This is a genomic window from Glycomyces tritici, from assembly GCF_030403505.1.
Genome location: NZ_JAUEMJ010000003.1, coordinates 261,864 through 278,754, shown reverse-complemented (window position 1 = coordinate 278,754; position 16,891 = coordinate 261,864). Strand labels below are relative to the sequence as shown.

Sequence of the window (16,891 nt, the reverse complement as noted above, 5' to 3'; positions counted from 1 at the left end):
ACCGGTCACAAGCGAGTCGCGAACAGAGGCTGCAGCGTGCCCTCGCCTTCGAATGAGACGATCATTCTCATCTCGAGGCGCTGTTTCCAATGTTGCGGCGCACGTGTTATGCCACCGTGACCTGCGGCCGGGACGCGGGAAGCTACGCTGCAGGCATGTTGCGTTCTGTCATTCTCGCCGCCGCGAGGTCATCGAAGATCGAGCGGCTCGTCGGGACCGCGCCGGTTTCGCGATCGCTCGTCCGCCGCTACGTCGCGGGCGAGACCACGGCCCACGCCGTCGCCACCACCAGGACCCTCGCGGCCGACGGACTGCTCGCCACACTCGACTACCTCGGCGAGGACACGGTCGTCGTCGAGCAGGCCGACGCCACCCGCGACGAGTACCTCGGCCTCCTCGCCGCCCTCAAGGGCGAGGGCCTCGCCGGCTCCGCCGAGGTCAGCGTCAAGCTCTCCGCCCTCGGCCAGCGCATCGACCCCGAGCTCGCCTACGACCGGGCCCGCGAGATCTGCGCCGCCGCCGAGGACGCCGGGACCACGGTCACCGTCGACATGGAGGACCACACCGTCACCGACTCCACCCTGGAGATCGTGCAGCGCCTCCGCGAGGACCACCCCCGCACCGGCGCCGTGCTCCAGGCCTATCTGCGGCGCACCGAGGACGACTGCAAGACCCAGGCCGCCCCCGACTCCCGCATCCGGCTCTGCAAGGGCGCCTACAAGGAGCCCGAGTCGGTCGCCTACCAGCGCAGCCTCGACGTCGACCGGTCCTATGTGCGCTGCATCAACGCGCTCATGGCCGGCGAGGGCTACCCCATGCTCGCGACGCACGACCCGCGGCTCATCGAGATCGGCATCGACCGGGCCCGCTGGTACGACCGCGGCAAGGAGTCCTTCGAGTTCCAGATGCTGTACGGCATCCGCCCCACCGAGCAGCTGCGGCTCGCCGCCGAGGGCTACCGGATGCGCGTCTACGTGCCGTACGGGGACCAGTGGTACGGGTACCTGATGCGCCGCATGGCCGAGCGCCCCGCGAACCTCGCCGTCTTCGCGCGGTCACTGTGGACGAAGTCTTAGAGAGTTCTGAGGAACCGGGCCGGGCCGAGCACTGCTCCGCCCGGCCCGGTCCTGCTCACGGCCTTGGACGCCCAGCGCACACCACACTTCGCGGGCTCGCGCGGGTAGCGGTCGGCGACTACAGTTGCGAACGTGACTCAAGCCCCCGAGGACTTCACCCCGGACACCCCCGAGCGCGACCGCCCCGGCGAACCCCGCCCCGGGCAGGCCGCCTCGTCGCCGCTCGTGCCCGGCCAGCGGTCCGGCAGTGCCGCGCAGGGTGAAGCGCCGCGCAGCACCTCGCCCGGACCGGTGCTGCCGCAAGCGGGCACAGGCGATGCGGCGATCCCGCAGGCCGCGCCCATGCCGCCGATGCCGGAGCCGACGGCCCCGCCGTCGACGCTGCCGATCGACATGCTCCCGCCGGGGGCGATGCCGCAGGGGCACATGCAGGGCCAGCAGGGCCACTACGCGAACGCCCAGTACCCGCACGCCGCTTACCAGGGCGCGCCGCCCCAGATCCCGCCCGGGCCGATCCCGGTCACCGCGATGCCGCCGTGGCCCGGCGGCCCCGTCTACTACCAGCCGCGCCCCGACCGGAAGCGATCCCGGTTCGGGACGATCCTCGTCGTCCTCCTCCTCGTCACGGGCTCCGTCTTCGGCGGGGCCCTCGTCAACGGCTGGCGCCCGGGCATGCCCGCCGCCGAGACCGGCACGATCGAGGGGCTCGCGGTCCAGCCCGGCGAGGGCACCGTCCCCAGCCCGGGCCCGGACGCGTCCGAGGCCGAGATCCTCGCCTACCTCAAGGAGCAGGCGCAGCTCGTCCTCGACGCCCAGAGCGAGTCGCTCATCAACAACAGCCTCGAGGGCTGGCTGGCCGCGTACGACCCGGCGCTGCACCCCAAGATGACCGGCCGGTTCGAATCGCTCACGTCGATGCAGGTCTCCCGCTTCGACTACCGGATCGCCTCGGGTCCCATCGAGGACTCGGCCGGCGCGGTTCCGCTCTACGACATCTCGGTCGCGCTCTCGTACTGCTTCGTCGACCCGGCCGACACGTGCAAGGCCGCCGACATCGTCTTCGACTCGCGTTGGCGCGCTGGCGAGGACGGCCTGGTCATGGTCGAGGTCTCGGACTCGGAGTTCGGGGAGGGCCCGCACCCGTGGGAGGTCACCGACCTCGTTGCGGCCGTAGGCGAGCGCACCGTCACGGCGGTGCCGCTGGAGATGGCCGACCGCCTGGACGACGCACTTGAGATCGCCGAGGCCGCGGCGGTGAACGCGGACCAGTGGGCGTACTGGGAGAAGCCCGACCGGTACGTCGTCTACATCGCCAACGACGAGGAGTTCGAGGTCTGGTTCGGGGGCTTCTGGGACACCGAGGGCGTGGTCGGGTTCGCGCTGCCGCTCTCGGGCACGGTCGAAGGCGAGCGCCAGCCGTCCACGTACGCCACCGTCATGAACGTCGACGTCTCCGGCTGGGGCAACGATCTCACCTCGGTGATCCGGCACGAGCTCGGCCACGCCGTGACCCTGTGGGCCGCGCCCTCGGAGCGGTACGCGGACGACACGTGGTGGATGGTCGAGGGCATCGCCGAGTACATCGACGAGGGCGACAGCCCCTACGACCAGTACACCCGCCGGAACGACGTGCGCGAGTACGTCGGGCAGGGCGGCTGCGAGACCGACATCCTCCCGCCGGACGGGGACGACGACACGCTCGCCGGCTCCGGCAAGTACGGGTGCGGGTTCCTCGGCGTCACCTACATGATCGACGAGTACGGGGTCGACAAGTTCATCGAGCTCTTCGACGCGACGGCCCGTCAGGGCGAGCCCGCAGTGGACGCGGCGCAGGAGATCTACGGGAAGAGCTATGCAGAGCTGATGCAGGAGATTACGGCCTTCATTGCCCAGACCGTGTGAGATCGGGTGTTGCCGGGTGGCGCGGACTGCCGTAACATGAGCCTCATCCCAATCGAAAGACATCAACGTCACAGTCTGTGACGACCGACTTGTTTCGGTTCATATGGGCATTCGCGTCCGCCGCACCTCAACACACATCACACACCCCACGTCCTTGCATTAGTGCTCGCAACAGCCCTCGACAGAACGGTGAGACACATGAGCGAACCCGGGGACCTCCTCGACGAGGTCAAGTTCTTGACGGTGACGGAGGTGGCCGAGCTGATGCGCGTCTCGAAGATGACGGTGTACAGGCTCGTCCACAACGGCGAGATCGCGGCGGTGCGGGTCGGGCGCTCCTTCCGCGTTCCCGAAAGCGCTGTCAAGACCTACCTCTCCGAAGCGCTCCAGACCGACGACTGATCCCCTCGGCCCGGCAGGTCCCGCCACGCGCGAGCTGTGACGGGGCCTGCGGTTCCGCTCGCCCGGCGCGGGGGCCGCCGGGCACGCGCGTTAGGCTGGTCGGGCTCGAAAAATTGTCTAGTGAACATCTGTGAGGAAGCTCTATGGGCTCGGTCATCAAGAAGCGGCGCAAGCGCATGGCGAAGAAGAAGCACCGCAAGCTGCTCCGGAAGACCCGCGTGCAGCGTCGCAAGCTCGGCAAGTAGCCGAGCCGACCGGCTCCCGAGTTCCTGCGGGTAGGCTGGGCGCATGCCAGAGTTCGCAGCAGTGTTCGCCTTCGACGTGCGCTATTACGTCTATCTGCTCATTACGCTCGGAGCTGCCCTGCTCTCGGTCATCGCTCTCACCCACTGCGCGGTGCAGAAGCCCGATGCGTTCAACGCCGTCGGCACCCTTTCCAAGGGTGCGTGGCTCGGCATCCTGGCCGTCAGCCTGGCTTTGACGCTGCTGTTCATGCAGAGTCCCGGGTCGGGGCTCATCTTCACCCTGGTGACGATAGCCGCGGCGCTGGTGTACCTCCTGGACGTGCGGGCCGGGTTCAAAGACCTTCGTGGCGGCGGTTCGTCGTACTGAGCGGCTCCGCTCGAACACGTGAGAAAGCCGCGTCGACCTGTGTCGACGCGGCTTTCGCCATGCCCTGAGGCGGTCTCAGGGGTGTTCGAGCATCGACTCGCGGGACGCTCGACCATCCCTAGCGGACGACGCCGCGGGCCATCTCCCGCAGGCGCTGCACCCGCTCCGCCGTCGGCGGGTGGGTCGAGAACAGGCTCGCGAGCCCGCCGCCGCGCAGCGGCGACTCGATCATCAGGTGCGACTGCTCCGCGATGCGGCTGTCGGACCGCGCCGGCATCCGGTCGACCCCGGCCGAGATCTTCTCCAGCGCGCTCGCGAGCGCGAGCGGGTCGCCGGTGAGGCGGGCGCCGTCGGCGTCGGCCTCGAATTCGCGCGAGCGCGACACGGCCATCTGGATGAGCCCGGCGGCCAGCGGGCCGAGGATCATCGTCAGGAGCAGGACCAGCGGGTTCGGCCGGTCTTCGTCGTCGGAGGCGAAGAACGGCAGGAACATCGCCAGGTTCGCGAGCATCGTGATGATGCTGGCCAGCGCCCCGGCGACCGAGGAGATGAGGATGTCCCGGTTGTAGACGTGCGACAACTCGTGCCCGATCACCGCCCGCAGTTCGGCGGGCGTGAGCAGCTGCAGGATGCCCTCGGTGACCGCGACCGCCGCGTTCTCGGGATTGCGGCCGGTGGCGAACGCGTTCGGCTGCATCGTGGGTGAGACGTACAGGCGGGGCATCGGCTGGTTCGCGCGGTGCGCGAGCTCGCGGACCATCGCGTACAGCTGCGGGGCCTGCGCCTCCGAGACGGGCTGCGCCCGCATGGAGCGCAGGGCGATCTTGTCGGAGTTGAAGTAGGCGTAGGCGTTCATGCCCACGGCGATGACCGCTGCGATGAGGATGCCGGTCGACCCGCCGAGCACGTAGCCGATGGCGATCACGAGCGCCGACATCGCGCCGAGCAGCACCGCTGTCTTGAGGCCGTTGTGGTGCTTCATGGTGGTTGGATTCCCTCCTGGTGCCCTCGGCGAACCGTGCGAGCCGTAAATTTGTACAGCTGCAACGTCCTGGTTACGGCCAGTATTTCTCTGTGAGCTGGGAATTTACCGAGAAACGGCGGTGAAGTCCAACACGAGCTGCGGCGCGAGCGTGACGGCGAGCAGCGCGAGGCCGATCGCGGCCAGTGCGATCGCGAAGCGCCCCTTGCCGGCCGCGCGGCCGGCGGGCGCGGGGCCGAGGAGCACGGTGCGGGCGAGCGGCAGGTAGTAGGCGAGCCCGAGCACGGCCCCTGCGGCGACGATCACGGCGAGCCACACGGCCGAGGACGCGAGCACTTCGAGCACGGCCACTTTCGCGAAGGTCCCGGCGAGCGCGGGCGGCAGACCGGCGAGGCCGATCACGGAGAAGAGGAAGAGCGAGGCGGGCAGGGGAGCGGCTCGCCAGAGTCCGGCGAGTTCGGCGATCGAGCCGCCCTCACCGCCGGAAATGTGAACGCCCGCAGCTCCGGCACTTGCCTTGACATCGGACCCTCCGCCGATTGACGGCTCGCCGGCTTCGCCGAGACCGGGATCCTCCGATTGCAATGCTCCAGGAAGGGGACGACGTTCCATGTCCGCGAGCGGTGCTCGGGTTTCCGGCCCGGTCGCAGCGAGCGCGGCCCCGGACCGGACGGCGGTGAGCGCCGCGAAGGCCCCCGCCTCCAGCAGTACGAAGAACACCGCGTACGCCAGGGCCGCCGATGCGGCCGCCGCCGCGTCGGCCTGCCCGGCGGCCGTCGCGATCACCGCGAGGGGTGCGAGCGTGTAACCCGCATGGGCGATCCCGGACCAGGCCAGCAGCGGCACCGTCCGGCGCTGCACCAGCGCCCCGAGGTTTCCGATCACGATCGAGGCGACGCTGAGCGCCGCCACCACGATCCCGGTGCTCGTCCCGGCGATCGCGCCGAGCCCGAAGTGCACCACCCAGACGATCGCGACCGCACCGCCGAGCTTCGAGGCGCTCGCGAGGTACGTCGCGATCGGCAGCGGGGCCCGTTCGAGCACGAGCGGCGCCCAGGCGTGGAGCGGCGCGGCCGCGAGCTTGAACGCGAGCCCGCCGAGCAGCAGTGCGACCCCGGCCGCCACGAGCCCCGGTTCGGCTCCGTCGAGGCCGGCCGCGAGCCCTTCGAGGTGCACGGTGCCCGCCGCCGAGTACAGGAGCGCCGCGCCCATCAGCGCGGTCGCCGAGGACGTGATCGAGGCGATCAGGAACGTGACGCCCGCTTCGGCCCCGTCGCGGCCGGGCTCCTTCGGCGAAGCTTGCGAGCTTGGCCATGTGACCAGCGCGTACAGCGGCACCGTCAACGTTTCGAGCGCCACGATCAGCGTGATCAGGTCGCGCGCGCCCGCGAGCGTGATGCCGCCCGCCGCCGAGACCGCCAGCAGGAACCAGTACTCGCCGGTCTGCCGGCCGCTCAATGCGGCTACGAGGACGCTCAACCCGGCGAACACGACCGCCGCGCCCATCGCCGCGTCGTCGGCCGCGAACGAGTGCCAGTCGCCGACCGCGAACGTCGCGCGGTCCTCGCCGCCGCCCACCCACGCCGCCGCGATCGCCGCCGTGCTGAGCCCGATCATCATGCAGGCCTTCGCGAACCGACCCCCGAACAGCGCGAGCACCGCCGCTCCCGCCGCAAGGTAGAGCGGCAGCAGCGCCACGTGGTCGATCGCCTGCACCCGCATCTACAGCAGCCCCTCACCGAACAGGTCCAGCAGCGGGCCCGGGACCAGGCCGAGCAGCAGCGTCCCCGCCACCAGCGGCGCCCAGACCACGAGCTCCGCAGTGGAGGCGTCGCCGATGCCCGAGGCCGCGGGCGCCACGGGGCCGTGGCTGACCCGCCGCAGCATCCGCAGCAGGTACGCCGCGGCCAGGAACGCCCCGAACGCCGCCGCCGCGGCCAGTGCCAGCCAGGCGCCGCCGCGTTCGGCCGCCGCGAACACCGTGAAGGCCTCGCCCCAGAACCCGGCCAGGCCCGGCAGGCCGAGCGACGCGAACGCGGCGAAGCCGAGCAGCCCGGCGAGCGTCGGCGCGGCGAGCCGGAGTCCGCCGAGCGAGCCGAGGAGGCCGGTGTGCGTGCGGGCCTTGAGCGCTCCGGCTAGGAAGAACAGCAGGGGGGTGATGAGGCCGTGCGCGAGGTTCCCGAAGAGCGCGGCGTTGACGCCCGCCTCGGTGCCGGTGGCGAAGGCGAGGACCACGAAGCCCATGTGGCCCACGGAGGAGTACGCGATGAGGCGCTTGAGTTCGGGCAGGCTCAGGCACACCAGGCCCGCGACGAGGATGCCGAGCGCGGCGAGCACCGCGAGGACCGGTGCGGCGTCGGCCGCGCCTTGCGGGGCGATGCCGCCGGCGACGCGGATGAGGCCGTACGTGCCGAGTTTGAGGAGCACGCCCGCGAGGAGGACCGAGCCGACGGTGGGTGCTGCGGTGTGCGCGTCGGGCAGCCACGAGTGGAGCGGCCACAGCGGGGCCTTGACCGCGAACCCGATGGCCAGCAGCGCGAACACGAGGAGCGAGAGCTCGGGGCTGACGCCGCCGAGGACGATGAGCGCCCCGAGGTCGGCGGTCCCGGTGTCGGCGACCGCGACGAACAGGCCCGTGGCCATGAGCAGCGACCCGGCGACGGTGAACAGCGCGAACTTCGCGGCGGCATGGCGGCGCGCGGCCGGGTCGCCGTAGCGGTGGATGATCGCCCACATCGGGAGCAGTACCGCTTCGAAGGCGATGAAGAAGAGGACCAGGTTGTCCGCGAAGAACACAAGGGTCGAAGCGAACTGCACCGCCAGGAGCAGCGCGGTGAGCGTCGGCGACGGCCGCGCCGCCCCCAGTGCATTGTGGAGGCAGCACAGCAGTCCCAGCAGTGCCGTCAGCGTCGCGAGCGGCCACGAGATCCCGTCGACCGCGAGTGAGAGGTCCAGGTGGATCGAAGGCGCCCATGCGAACTCGACCTCGTGCCACCAGCCGCCGGTCATGCTCCCGCCCATGGTGGACCAGTTGCCGCTGCCGCGCCCGACCGGCAGCAGTGCGACCACCAGGAGCGCCAGCGCCGCCGCGCCCACTCCGATCCAGTGCGCGAACGCCCGGTCGCGCCAAGCCCACACCAGCACCGCCCCGAAGAACGGCACCGCGACCGCGGGCACCAGCATCAGCTCCACATGCCCACCCCGATCGCCACCGCCGCGACCAGCAGCGTCCCCGCCGCACTCAACCGCAGGTACCGCACCAGCCCGCCCCGGTGCCCGGCCGCGGTCTCCTCGGCCGCCGCGAGCGTCGCCCGCGCCGAGCCCTCCACGGCCGTCCGGTCGACCAACTGCTCGTCGAGGACCCGGGCCGCCGCGCTGGCGGCCCGTGCGATCGCGCGGGTCGCCTTGCCCGCCAGCCGTTCCGCGTAGAACCCTGCGGCCATCGCGGGCCGGGCCCGGCCGAGGACGACCGCCGGGTCGCGCTCGCCGTCCATTGCGGGCACCCCTCTGCGGTGTCCGCGCCACCAGGCGTCGGCGATCACGGCGAACCCGCCGAGGGTCGCGAGCAGCAGCAGCGCCATCAAGTCGAGGTGCAGTTCGGGGAGGTGGAACGGCCCGGCGAAGTACAGCCCGCCGAAGGCGACGACGACGACCACCAGCGCCCACAGGCTGAACGCCTCGGCGCCCGGCACGACCGCCCGTTCGTCCCGCGCGGGTGCGCCGCGCCAGAACAGCAGCAGCCACAGCCGGGCCGCGTACGCCGCGGTCAGGAGACTCGCGCCGATCCCGGCCCAGAACACGACCACCCCGGCCGGGGTCCCGGCCTCGTAGGCCGCGCCAAGGACCGCCTCTTTGCTGTAGAAGCCGCCCAGCGGCGGCAGGCCCGCCATCGAGGCGAGCCCGATCGTCATGGCCCAGAACGCCAGCGGCGAGTCGCCCGGCCGCAGCCTCGTCGTGCGCAGGGAGCCGTTCGTGCCCGCGATCGCGATCACCACGCCCGCGGTGAGGAACAGCAGCGCCTTGAAGCCCGCGTGCGAGACGAGGTGGAACAGGGCCGCGTCGCCCGCGGCGACCGCGACGGCCGCGAACATGAAGCCGACCTGGCTGACCGTGGACCACGCGAGCACGCCTTTGAGGTCCCTCGCCGCGAGCGCGCACAGGCCCGCGCCGACCATGGTCACCGCCGCCGTGATCGCGACGACCAGGAGCAGGTGCGCCGGCCAGACGGGGATGAGCCGCGTCAGCACGTACGCGCCGGCGGCGACCATCGTGGCCGCGTGGATGAGCGCGCTCACCGGGGTCGGGCCGGCCATCGCCGGGGGGAGCCAGATCTGGAGCGGGAACTGCGCGGACTTGCCGATGCAGCCGAAGAGGATCAGCAGCATGCCGGCCGCGGCGGGCCCGTCCGGGACGCCCGCGAGCTCGCCGATGCGGAAGCTTCCGGCGGCCGCGCCGAGGACCATGACGCCGAGGACGAACGCGACGTCGCCGAAGCGCGTCACCAGGAACGCCTTGGCCGCCGCGCCGGGCGCTTCGGGCAGTTTCGCGTAGTGGGCGATGAGGAGGTACGAGCAGGCGCCCATGACCTCCCAGCCGATGAGGAGGAACACGAGGTCGTCGGCGGCCACGACGAGGAGCATTGCGGCGCAGAACAGGTTGACCTGCGCGGCGTACGCCGGATAGTGCGGGTCGTCGCGCAGGTAGGCGACCGAGTACGCCTGCACGAGGAGGGTCACGAACGCGGTCGCGATCGCCACGGCCACCGCGGTGCCCGAGAGTTCGAGGGCGAGGTCGACCCGGATCGGGCCGAAGTCCGCGAGGGTCAGCGCGAACTCCGGGTTCGTGACGGCGCACATGGCCGCCATCCACAGCGTGAAGGCGGGCGCGGCGAGGGCGAAGCACCTGGCGAGGCCCCGGTGCCGGAACAGCAACCCGGCCAGGCCCGCCGCCGCGGGGAAGCCGATGAGGAGCAGCCCGGCGGTCATCGGCCGCTCCGGCTGTCGGGCTGCTCTTCAGGCAGGTCGTCGGTGTCGATGGTGGCCCGCTCGCGCCACAGGTTGAGGATGAGAGCGAGGCCCACCCCGACCTCGGCGGCGGCGATGACCACGATGAACAGTGCGAAGCTCTGCCCGGTGTAGGCATTGTGGACGAGGTCGGCGGTGACGAGCACCAGGTGCACGCCGCCGAGCATGAGCTCCGCGGCGGCCAGCTGGAGCACGGCGTTGCGGCGCGTGAGGACCCCGTAGAGGCCGATCGCGAACAGCCCCACGGCGATCAGGAACCCGATCAGCGGGTGCACGGCACCCTCCCCGGAGGGGTGAGATGGGTCGATCGGGGCCACATTGCCTCATCTTGGACTACCGGGCACCCGGAAGTCCAGCGTCGAGACCGTGTTGATACTCGTCGATCCGATTCGCCGCCAGGCGTCCGGCCGGGCGGTCGCGATACCCTGTTCGACCCGGGACGGCCCCGCTCGGCGGCCGCCGCCCGGAACACGGCGACCGAGACGCGGCGGCCGGCGCGCCGGCGCCGGAGAGGAGTCCACATGCGGCAGGAGCGGGACCTTCGGATGAACGAGCCGGAGCTGGCCCGGCTCGCGCTCTTCATGGAAGGGGTCGTGCCCGGCTACGAGCGGACCGAGACCGGCATGCGGCAGTTGGCCGCCGAGCTCGGATTCGCACCCGACTCGACGGTGCCGTGGCCGCGCCGGGCCGACGGCATGCTCCAGGGAGTCGTCTGCACCGCCCTTGTGGACGGCGAGGCGCGGCCCTGGACCGTGCACCAGGACCACCGCGGTGTCGTGGTCCCCCTCAGCCGCATCACCGCGGACGCGCCGGGCCACGCCGCGGAGTACTGCCGCACCGCCGTCGCCCTACAGCGGGTTCTGGGCTCGCCCGATTACTTCGGCACCTACGCGAACGACGACGCCGGTCGGTCCTGGGGCACGCCGCACATGCGCTGGAGAGAGAAGTACGCCACGGTCGAGCTGCGCGCGGGCGCATCGGGTCCGGAGCTGGTCTCCGACTTCACCGACCTGTGGGAGGAGGACTATCGGGAGGCCATGCAGCGCAATCCGACCGGCTTCATCGGCGCGAACGGGGGCGATGCGCTGCTGCACGTCCCGGCCGCGACGGCGCGCGATCTGGGCGAGTTCACCGAGTCCTTGGCGGCACTGCTCTCCTGCCTGCCCGCCGAGACGACTGCTCTCGGGGTCACGCTGGGCCTCGGCCTGTTCGGCAGGGTGCGGCAGGGGTTCAGTCCGCTCCTGTTCGACATCCGGTCCGGCGGGCACCTGCACGTGGGCTACTTCGCGCCCGACGGCGTGGCCGCGGCGGCGAGTGGCGAGGCGGCGGCGCAGCTGGGGTGGCGTCCCACTCGCCCCGCGGCGTTCCGTGACAGCGCCCGTCCGGCGCACTTCGATGCGCCCTGGCATTTCGACGGGGGCGCGCCGGGAGCGACGCGTGCGCGCGAGGCCGCCGACCTCATCGTCCGCACCGCCGTCGCCGCCGGTGTCGAATCCGTGGAGGACCTCGCTTTGGGCGGCGAAGCGGAGCAGCAGGGCCACCACTACTTCCGATACCCGGGCTTGCGCCTCAAGACCGTCTAAGCCACGGGTGGTGTAGCCCGAGACCGCCTGAGGTCGCGCCTCAAGACTGCCTGAGGGCCGACCCCTGTGCCTCAAGAGCGACCCCGGGTCGTACCGCAAGACCTCTTGAGGGCCGCCCGCCGCCCGCCGCCTGTTCAGCGCCAGGCGTCGCGCCGCAGTTCGAGCCCGTCGAGGATGAGGTCGAGGCCGATCCAGAACTCGTCGGCGTAGGCGTACCCCGGTTTCATGGCGTGCTCGACCGCCATCTCGGTCAGGTGCGGGAACTTCTCGGGCGGGGCCAGTGCCAGGACCGACTCCGCGGACTCCTGAATCTCCTCGGGAGAGTCGAGCGGCAGCGCCAGCTCCTGGACCACGAAGCCGTAGACGTAGCTGTCGAGCAGTGAGAACGCATGCGCCGCACCGGCAATGGTGAATTCGCCGGCGCGGAGGCAGCCGATGACCGCGTCGTGGTGGCGGAGGGTGGCCGGGCCGGGGTTCGCGCGGGAGTCCATGATCGCGATCGCCCAGGGGTGGCGGATGAGCGCTTCGCGCATCGAGGCGGCGCGCCGCCGCATGGCGGGCTTCCAGTCGTCGCCTTCGGCGGGGAGCTCGACTTCGGCGAAGACGAAGTCGACCATGCCGTCGAGCAGCGCGTCCTTGTTGCGGAAGTGGTGGTAGAGCGCCATGGCCTGCACGCCGAGCCGCTCGGCGAGCTTGCGCGTGCTCGGGACCTTACCGTCGGAGGCGTCCGCCATCGCCACGGCGGCGGTCACGACCTTCGCTCTGCTGAGCGTGTTGCGCCGCGCCGCAGGCGGTCCGCCCGTCTCGGTGCTCACCGGTCGCCTCCCGTCCGTGGGCCGTTTCCCGCAGGGACTTTACACTGTACGGTTTTACTGTACAGTGTAAAGGTAGAAGCACCCTTCGAGCGAGGAGCAAGTCATGGAACCGTCGAACCCGATCGTCCCGCAGACCGGCGTGGGCAAGCGGATCTGCATCGTCGGCGCGTCAGGGAAGCTGGGCCAGTACATGGTGCGGCACGCGCTGGCCCGGGGCTACGAGGTCGTGGGCGTCTGCCGGGAGAAGAGCGTCCCGAAGCTCGCCGAGGTCGCCGACCGGATCACCGTCTTCGGCGGCGACACGAACGACCGCGAGGTCATCGCGAAAGCGGTCGAAGGCTGCGACGCGGTCCTCACGGTGCTGGTGCCCTGGGGCGTGGACGACTACGCCTCGGGCACCGCGCGGGCCGTCATCGACCACGCGAAACCCGGTGCGCGCCTGGTCTTCTCGTGCGGCTGGCACATCTCCCGCGACGGCAAGGACGTCTACTCCTGGAAGATCAAGGCCGCGGTCGCCTTCGCCAGGTTCCTGCGCTTCACCCGCCTCCTCGACCTCGACGACCAGTACCGCGCCGCCGATCTGATCTTCAAGAGCGACACCCGCTGGACGCTCGTGCGCGGCTCGGACCTCGAGGAGGGCCCGAGCGAGGGCCTGCCGGTGTGGGCCCGCCGCGTCGGTGACCCGATCCTGGAGAGCAACATGACCCGCCGCATCGACTACGCGCTCTTCATGGTCGAAGCCGTCACCGACGACACCCTGGTCCAAGAGGCCCCGGCCATCGTCGGCTGCCGCACCCCCTCAGCCCTCGCCCACAAGCAGAACGCCGCCTGATCTCAACCGGACTCGGCCCGGTTCACCCGCGCTCTGATCCCGGCAACCGCCTGGTCAAAACAGGACTGCTGGAAATCGGCCCGGAAGAACACCTCACGGGCGAGGCTCAGGGCATCGGCGCGCAACTCCGCTGGGCACCCCTCCACAAGCTCGGCGGTCGGCGCTTCGCGAAGCGAGCGAACGACGCCTACGGGCGCGGTCGCTGCGCTGAACAGCAGCATGATGCGGACCTCTCCGGTAGTGAGGTCGGGTACGAAGCGGAAGCATTGACCCCCACGGCGAATCACCACTGAGCGGTCGGTCGCGGAAGGCTCGGCCATGGTCACCCCACCTGCCCGAGGGAGACGACCGGATAGGGCCGGGGCCTGCGCCGATGACGGGCGGGGGAGCGGCGGCGGAGGTTGAGGTCGTCGGGAGTGAGGTCGCCCGAGTCGATCGCGGCTGTTTTTTGGGCGGCGCTGGCGGTGTAGACGAACAGCTTCGCGGCAGATTTGCGTGTGAGGCAGCCATGACGACCCCAAGCCTCGCCGCACCATTCACAGCGCAAGCGGCCGAGGCCGAACCAGGTGCGGTAGGCCCGGTGCAGTTGCAGGTCGATCTTCGCCCAGGCCGGGACAGGGTCGACGGGTACGCTGATAAGACCCATGAGAAGGTTCGCTTTCTCTAGGTTGCGCGGCCCGCCGGTGAACTCGCCAAAGTTTCTGTTCCGGCGGGCCGCTGTCTATGTGCGGCCTTGTGCTGTTGGATTGGTGCAGTTGTAGATGCCCGCCCGACCTGGCCGCTTCGATGATCATCACCGGGCCGGGCGGGCCACGGTTCGGAAGGGCGGCGGCGGTCTTGCCCCACCAGCAGGACCCCCGCCCTGCAAGTCAGCCTTCCGAACCTAGGGATTCAAGCTTCGTGACCGACAGCCATCGAATGTCCTGCGGCATTGCGGTTCGTCACATATCGATGGTGGCATGCCGGTTGTCCGAAAGTCAAGAGACACGCCACTGAATATATTCAAATCGGGGGCGTACGATCATGCCCAAGAGGTCGCACCGAAGGTGCCGTACGATGTTGGGCACCTTGAAACACCAGGAAAGGCAGCGGCGAACCATGGCACAGCGGAAACCTTCCTGGCGGGCCAGGAAGTTCGGGGACCAGCTTCGCGATTTGCGAAAAGACTGCGACATGACGACCACCGAGGTTGGGGAGATCCTCGGGCGCGGTCAGGCTTATGTGGTCCGCTTCGAAAACGGTCGATACCCGGTCGGAGACAAGGAACTGGTTCAGCTGATGGACCTGTACCACATCTCCGACATGGGCCATCGCGAACGGCTGCTTCGAGACTCGGTCGAGGTTGCCAAGCGCGGATGGTGGGAGGGCTATGTGACCGACAGCGGCTTCGCGGACTTCCTCTGGGCCGAAAACCGCGCCAGCGCCATCAAGGTCTTCCAACTCGACACCGTGCCTGGCTTGCTCCAAACGCGCGCGTTCGCCGAATCCCTGATCAAGGTCGGCCCGCATGGCGATGACGAGCTTCAGGTTCGCCGTGACCTCGAACAGCGGCAGATGCGAAGCCGACTCCTCAAACGCGTCAACGCCCCCGAGGTTCGGTTCCTTCTTCACGAGGCGATTCTCTGGCAGCGAGGGGCAAGCACGGCGGTCCTTACCGAGCAGTTTCAGCACCTCCTTGATGCGGCCGAGTTGCCGAATGTCGAGTTGAGAGTCCTGCCGTTGGAATCCAGGGACCACATCGACGCTGGTGTCGCAACAGGCTTCCGCATCCTTGAAATGCCTGATGAGTGGCCAACCCTGGTCCAGATCGAGGCGGGTCCTGCGGGCTCAATCGTGCTGGAGGAGCCTGACATAGACTCGTTCCAAACGGCGTTCGCCAGGCTTTGGAACGAGTCCGTGCTGTCGGCGGGCGACTCCGTTGCGAAGATCAAGACGATCGCCAAGGAACTGAAATGAGTGATATGTCCGACCGCGAGCTGAACCCGTGGACCCGCGAGCGTTTCCGCAAGAGCTCGCGTAGCGACAGCGGAAGTAATGGTCAGTGCGTGGCGGTCGCTGTCCAGGGTGGCGAAGTCGCTGTGGGGGACACCAAGTCTCCCGTCGCCGACACTTACGCTCACCTCCGCGTGAGCGCCGCTGACCTCGGCGGCCTGCTCACCGGGATCAAGTCCGGCGACATCAGCTAACCCGCCCGGCCCGCAAGACACGGCGCGCTTCCCACTGCAAGGGGAAGCGCGCCTTCGACATCCAAGCCCTCCTCGTACCGCCCCAGCGGCGTCCTACGACCATCGACATCGCAGCGTTGAAGGGGCGCCCGGCAAGGCCCAGGCGACCACCCCGCAAAATTGGTAATGCGCACCTTTGAGCCGATCGTTCGTTCCTTTCCTGCCCGCCTCTCTGCCTGGCGGGAGGGGCAGTCGATCCAGGATGCAGACACTGGCAAGCGGGCCCGCATGGTTGAAGTGACAGTCGGCGAGACAGCCGCGAGCGAGAGTGTCGCCTCTGCATTCGGTCTGACCCCTGGCGATCTGGTTCTGCGCCGCTCACGGCGGTTCGCGGTCGAGGACCGACCAGTGCAGCTCGCCGATTCCTACTACCTGCTCGAACTGGTCCGGTCCACCGCGATCGTCTACACCGACACGGGGCTGGGCGGCGCTTACGCGCGCCTGGCCGAGATCGGCCACGCACCGGTGCACTTCACCGAGCGCTTGCGCGCCCGAATGCCGCTGCCCGTCGAATCCGCCGCCCTCGACCTGCCAGGCGGCACACCGGTCATCGCGATCACCCGCACGGCCTTCGACGCCGAAGACCGCTGCGTCGAAGTCACCGAGATGATCCTCGACAGCAGCGCCTACGAACTCGAGTACAACGCCTAGCTCGGCAGCTGACATGCCCTCGTACTTGACCGGGTCCGATCGGGGTCGTTATGCTGGGCGCGGCCGATGCGGCCGGCCGTCTGCGCCCTTCGGGGCATGGTGAACGCATCAGCATTCGCGCCGGTTCGGACCCTTCTCAGCGGCGAACCTGTCAGCAACGCAGGCACTGATCATGGCTTTCGCCCCACGAAGGACGACATCATGCGCGATTTCCGCGACGCCAAGACCATGGCCAAGGCCCTGCGCGCCGAGCTGACCCGGCAAGGTCTGGCCGAGATGACCCACAGCCAGTCTCTTGAGATCGTGGCGAGGCAGTTCGGGTTCGACGACTGGAACATCCTGGCCGCCAAACTCAATGCGGCCGAGACCTCCCGCGCCGAGGGCATCGCCCTGGATCCCGCCACGCCGATCCTGCGGATCTTCTCGGTCGAGAAGGCCAAGGAGTTCTACCTCGACTACCTCGGCTTCGACCTGGCCTGGGAGCATCGCTTCGAACCCGGTATGCCGCTGTACATGCAGGTCGAACGCGGTCGCACGCTCCTGCACCTGTCCGAGCATCACGGTGACGGCAGCCCCGGCGCAGCCGTCTTCGTTCCGATGACCGGCCTCGACGCCTTCCACCGAGAGCTCGGCGCCAAGGACTACCCCTACATGAACCCGGGCATCGAAGCGGTGCCGTGGGGCGCCCGGTCGGTGACCGTCACCGATCCGTTCGGCAACACGCTGCGGTTCAACGAATACCAGTAGCACCGCGGACGAGGTCGGGGCGCCCGGCATCCGGGTTCCC

Annotated in this window: 19 protein-coding genes; 11 read left to right on the top strand and 8 right to left on the bottom strand. The window is 69.8% G+C overall.

The window, feature by feature from the left end:
• Positions 1-155: 155 nt before the first annotated feature.
• The 5 genes from QWI33_RS11765 (at position 156) to QWI33_RS11745 (ending at position 3,992) form a co-directional block, all read left to right on the top strand.
• Positions 156-1,076, top strand: coding sequence for a proline dehydrogenase family protein (locus QWI33_RS11765; protein ID WP_289957336.1), 921 nt, complete (start codon positions 156-158; stop codon positions 1,074-1,076).
• Between the two features lie 132 nt (positions 1,077-1,208).
• Entirely contained in the window at positions 1,209-2,978 is a 1,770-nt protein-coding gene (locus QWI33_RS11760) for a hypothetical protein (protein WP_289957335.1), read from the top strand.
• 198 nt (positions 2,979-3,176) lie between these two features.
• Positions 3,177-3,380, top strand: a complete 204-nt coding sequence (locus tag QWI33_RS11755; protein WP_030155806.1) for a helix-turn-helix domain-containing protein — start codon at positions 3,177-3,179, stop codon at positions 3,378-3,380.
• Between the two features lie 143 nt (positions 3,381-3,523).
• On the top strand, positions 3,524-3,625 hold the full coding sequence (locus QWI33_RS11750; RefSeq protein ID WP_081687713.1) for a 30S ribosomal protein bS22: 102 nt from the start codon (positions 3,524-3,526) through the stop codon (positions 3,623-3,625).
• Positions 3,626-3,668: 43 nt separating this feature from the next.
• Complete coding sequence (locus QWI33_RS11745; RefSeq protein ID WP_289957334.1) at positions 3,669-3,992, top strand: DUF2516 family protein; 324 nt, start codon at positions 3,669-3,671, stop codon at positions 3,990-3,992.
• A gap of 118 nt (positions 3,993-4,110) precedes the next feature.
• On the opposite strand, the gene htpX is transcribed toward QWI33_RS11745, so the two are convergent.
• The 5 genes from htpX to nuoK form a co-directional block, all read right to left on the bottom strand.
• The gene (gene htpX, locus QWI33_RS11740; protein WP_289957333.1) at positions 4,111-4,974 is read right to left on the bottom strand and encodes a zinc metalloprotease HtpX; all 864 of its coding nucleotides are present in this window, start codon (positions 4,972-4,974) and stop codon (positions 4,111-4,113) included.
• Positions 4,975-5,079: 105 nt separating this feature from the next.
• Positions 5,080-6,696: an NADH-quinone oxidoreductase subunit N gene (locus QWI33_RS11735; RefSeq protein ID WP_289957332.1), complete on the bottom strand. Its 1,617-nt coding sequence runs from the start codon at positions 6,694-6,696 to the stop codon at positions 5,080-5,082.
• Positions 6,697-8,157, bottom strand: a complete 1,461-nt coding sequence (locus QWI33_RS11730; protein WP_289957762.1) for a complex I subunit 4 family protein — start codon at positions 8,155-8,157, stop codon at positions 6,697-6,699.
• The gene (locus QWI33_RS11725; RefSeq protein WP_289957331.1) at positions 8,157-9,959 is read right to left on the bottom strand and encodes an NADH-quinone oxidoreductase subunit 5 family protein; all 1,803 of its coding nucleotides are present in this window, start codon (positions 9,957-9,959) and stop codon (positions 8,157-8,159) included. Before QWI33_RS11725 ends, QWI33_RS11730 begins: the two co-directional genes overlap by 1 nt.
• Positions 9,956-10,273 carry an NADH-quinone oxidoreductase subunit NuoK gene (gene nuoK / locus QWI33_RS11720; RefSeq protein WP_289957330.1) on the bottom strand — a complete coding sequence of 106 codons (318 nt, stop codon included), beginning with the start codon at positions 10,271-10,273 and terminating at the stop codon, positions 9,956-9,958. Before nuoK ends, QWI33_RS11725 begins: the two co-directional genes overlap by 4 nt.
• Positions 10,274-10,519: 246 nt before the next feature.
• Here nuoK and QWI33_RS11715 point away from each other — a divergent pair, with 246 nt between their 5' ends.
• Complete coding sequence (locus QWI33_RS11715) at positions 10,520-11,581, top strand: hypothetical protein (protein WP_289957329.1); 1,062 nt, start codon at positions 10,520-10,522, stop codon at positions 11,579-11,581.
• A 134-nt stretch (positions 11,582-11,715) separates the two neighbouring features.
• Here the strand turns inward: QWI33_RS11715 and QWI33_RS11710 are convergent, their stop codons facing one another.
• Positions 11,716-12,396, bottom strand: coding sequence for a TetR/AcrR family transcriptional regulator (locus QWI33_RS11710; protein WP_289957328.1), 681 nt, complete (start codon positions 12,394-12,396; stop codon positions 11,716-11,718).
• Between the two features lie 103 nt (positions 12,397-12,499).
• Here QWI33_RS11710 and QWI33_RS11705 point away from each other — a divergent pair, with 103 nt between their 5' ends.
• On the top strand, positions 12,500-13,228 hold the full coding sequence (locus QWI33_RS11705) for an NAD(P)-dependent oxidoreductase (RefSeq protein WP_289957327.1): 729 nt from the start codon (positions 12,500-12,502) through the stop codon (positions 13,226-13,228).
• Positions 13,229-13,230: 2 nt separating this feature from the next.
• On the opposite strand, the gene QWI33_RS11700 is transcribed toward QWI33_RS11705, so the two are convergent.
• Both QWI33_RS11700 and QWI33_RS11695 read right to left on the bottom strand, forming a co-directional pair.
• On the bottom strand, positions 13,231-13,548 hold the full coding sequence (locus tag QWI33_RS11700) for a hypothetical protein (RefSeq protein ID WP_289957326.1): 318 nt from the start codon (positions 13,546-13,548) through the stop codon (positions 13,231-13,233).
• Between the two features lie 2 nt (positions 13,549-13,550).
• On the bottom strand, positions 13,551-13,874 hold the full coding sequence (locus QWI33_RS11695) for a hypothetical protein (protein WP_289957325.1): 324 nt from the start codon (positions 13,872-13,874) through the stop codon (positions 13,551-13,553).
• A gap of 377 nt (positions 13,875-14,251) precedes the next feature.
• On the opposite strand from QWI33_RS11695, the gene QWI33_RS11690 reads away from it, so the two are divergent.
• The 4 genes from QWI33_RS11690 to QWI33_RS11675 all read left to right on the top strand — a co-directional run bounded on the left by QWI33_RS11690 (position 14,252) and on the right by QWI33_RS11675 (position 16,851).
• Complete coding sequence (locus tag QWI33_RS11690; protein ID WP_353895451.1) at positions 14,252-15,184, top strand: helix-turn-helix domain-containing protein; 933 nt, start codon at positions 14,252-14,254, stop codon at positions 15,182-15,184.
• The gene (locus tag QWI33_RS11685; RefSeq protein WP_289957324.1) at positions 15,181-15,414 is read left to right on the top strand and encodes a DUF397 domain-containing protein; all 234 of its coding nucleotides are present in this window, start codon (positions 15,181-15,183) and stop codon (positions 15,412-15,414) included. Before QWI33_RS11690 ends, QWI33_RS11685 begins: the two co-directional genes overlap by 4 nt.
• Positions 15,415-15,579: 165 nt before the next feature.
• Positions 15,580-16,104 carry a GntR family transcriptional regulator gene (locus QWI33_RS11680; RefSeq protein ID WP_353895450.1) on the top strand — a complete coding sequence of 175 codons (525 nt, stop codon included), beginning with the start codon at positions 15,580-15,582 and terminating at the stop codon, positions 16,102-16,104.
• Positions 16,105-16,305: 201 nt separating this feature from the next.
• Complete coding sequence (locus tag QWI33_RS11675; protein WP_289957323.1) at positions 16,306-16,851, top strand: glyoxalase superfamily protein; 546 nt, start codon at positions 16,306-16,308, stop codon at positions 16,849-16,851.
• Positions 16,852-16,891: the final 40 nt, after the last annotated feature.

Coding starts and splice junctions, on each gene's coding strand:
- QWI33_RS11765 (WP_289957336.1), top strand. CDS start 156: ATGTTGCGTTCTGTCATTCTCGCCGCCGCGAGGTCATCGAAGATCGAG.
- QWI33_RS11755 (WP_030155806.1), top strand. CDS start 3,177: ATGAGCGAACCCGGGGACCTCCTCGACGAGGTCAAGTTCTTGACGGTG.
- QWI33_RS11750 (WP_081687713.1), top strand. CDS start 3,524: ATGGGCTCGGTCATCAAGAAGCGGCGCAAGCGCATGGCGAAGAAGAAG.
- QWI33_RS11745 (WP_289957334.1), top strand. CDS start 3,669: ATGCCAGAGTTCGCAGCAGTGTTCGCCTTCGACGTGCGCTATTACGTC.
- htpX (WP_289957333.1), bottom strand. CDS start 4,974: ATGAAGCACCACAACGGCCTCAAGACAGCGGTGCTGCTCGGCGCGATG.
- QWI33_RS11735 (WP_289957332.1), bottom strand. CDS start 6,696: ATGCGGGTGCAGGCGATCGACCACGTGGCGCTGCTGCCGCTCTACCTT.
- QWI33_RS11730 (WP_289957762.1), bottom strand. CDS start 8,157: ATGCTGGTGCCCGCGGTCGCGGTGCCGTTCTTCGGGGCGGTGCTGGTG.
- QWI33_RS11725 (WP_289957331.1), bottom strand. CDS start 9,959: ATGACCGCCGGGCTGCTCCTCATCGGCTTCCCCGCGGCGGCGGGCCTG.
- QWI33_RS11715 (WP_289957329.1), top strand. CDS start 10,520: ATGCGGCAGGAGCGGGACCTTCGGATGAACGAGCCGGAGCTGGCCCGG.
- QWI33_RS11705 (WP_289957327.1), top strand. CDS start 12,500: ATGGAACCGTCGAACCCGATCGTCCCGCAGACCGGCGTGGGCAAGCGG.
- QWI33_RS11700 (WP_289957326.1), bottom strand. CDS start 13,548: ATGGCCGAGCCTTCCGCGACCGACCGCTCAGTGGTGATTCGCCGTGGG.
- QWI33_RS11695 (WP_289957325.1), bottom strand. CDS start 13,874: ATGGGTCTTATCAGCGTACCCGTCGACCCTGTCCCGGCCTGGGCGAAG.
- QWI33_RS11690 (WP_353895451.1), top strand. CDS start 14,252: ATGCCCAAGAGGTCGCACCGAAGGTGCCGTACGATGTTGGGCACCTTG.
- QWI33_RS11685 (WP_289957324.1), top strand. CDS start 15,181: ATGAGTGATATGTCCGACCGCGAGCTGAACCCGTGGACCCGCGAGCGT.
- QWI33_RS11680 (WP_353895450.1), top strand. CDS start 15,580: ATGCGCACCTTTGAGCCGATCGTTCGTTCCTTTCCTGCCCGCCTCTCT.
- QWI33_RS11675 (WP_289957323.1), top strand. CDS start 16,306: ATGCGCGATTTCCGCGACGCCAAGACCATGGCCAAGGCCCTGCGCGCC.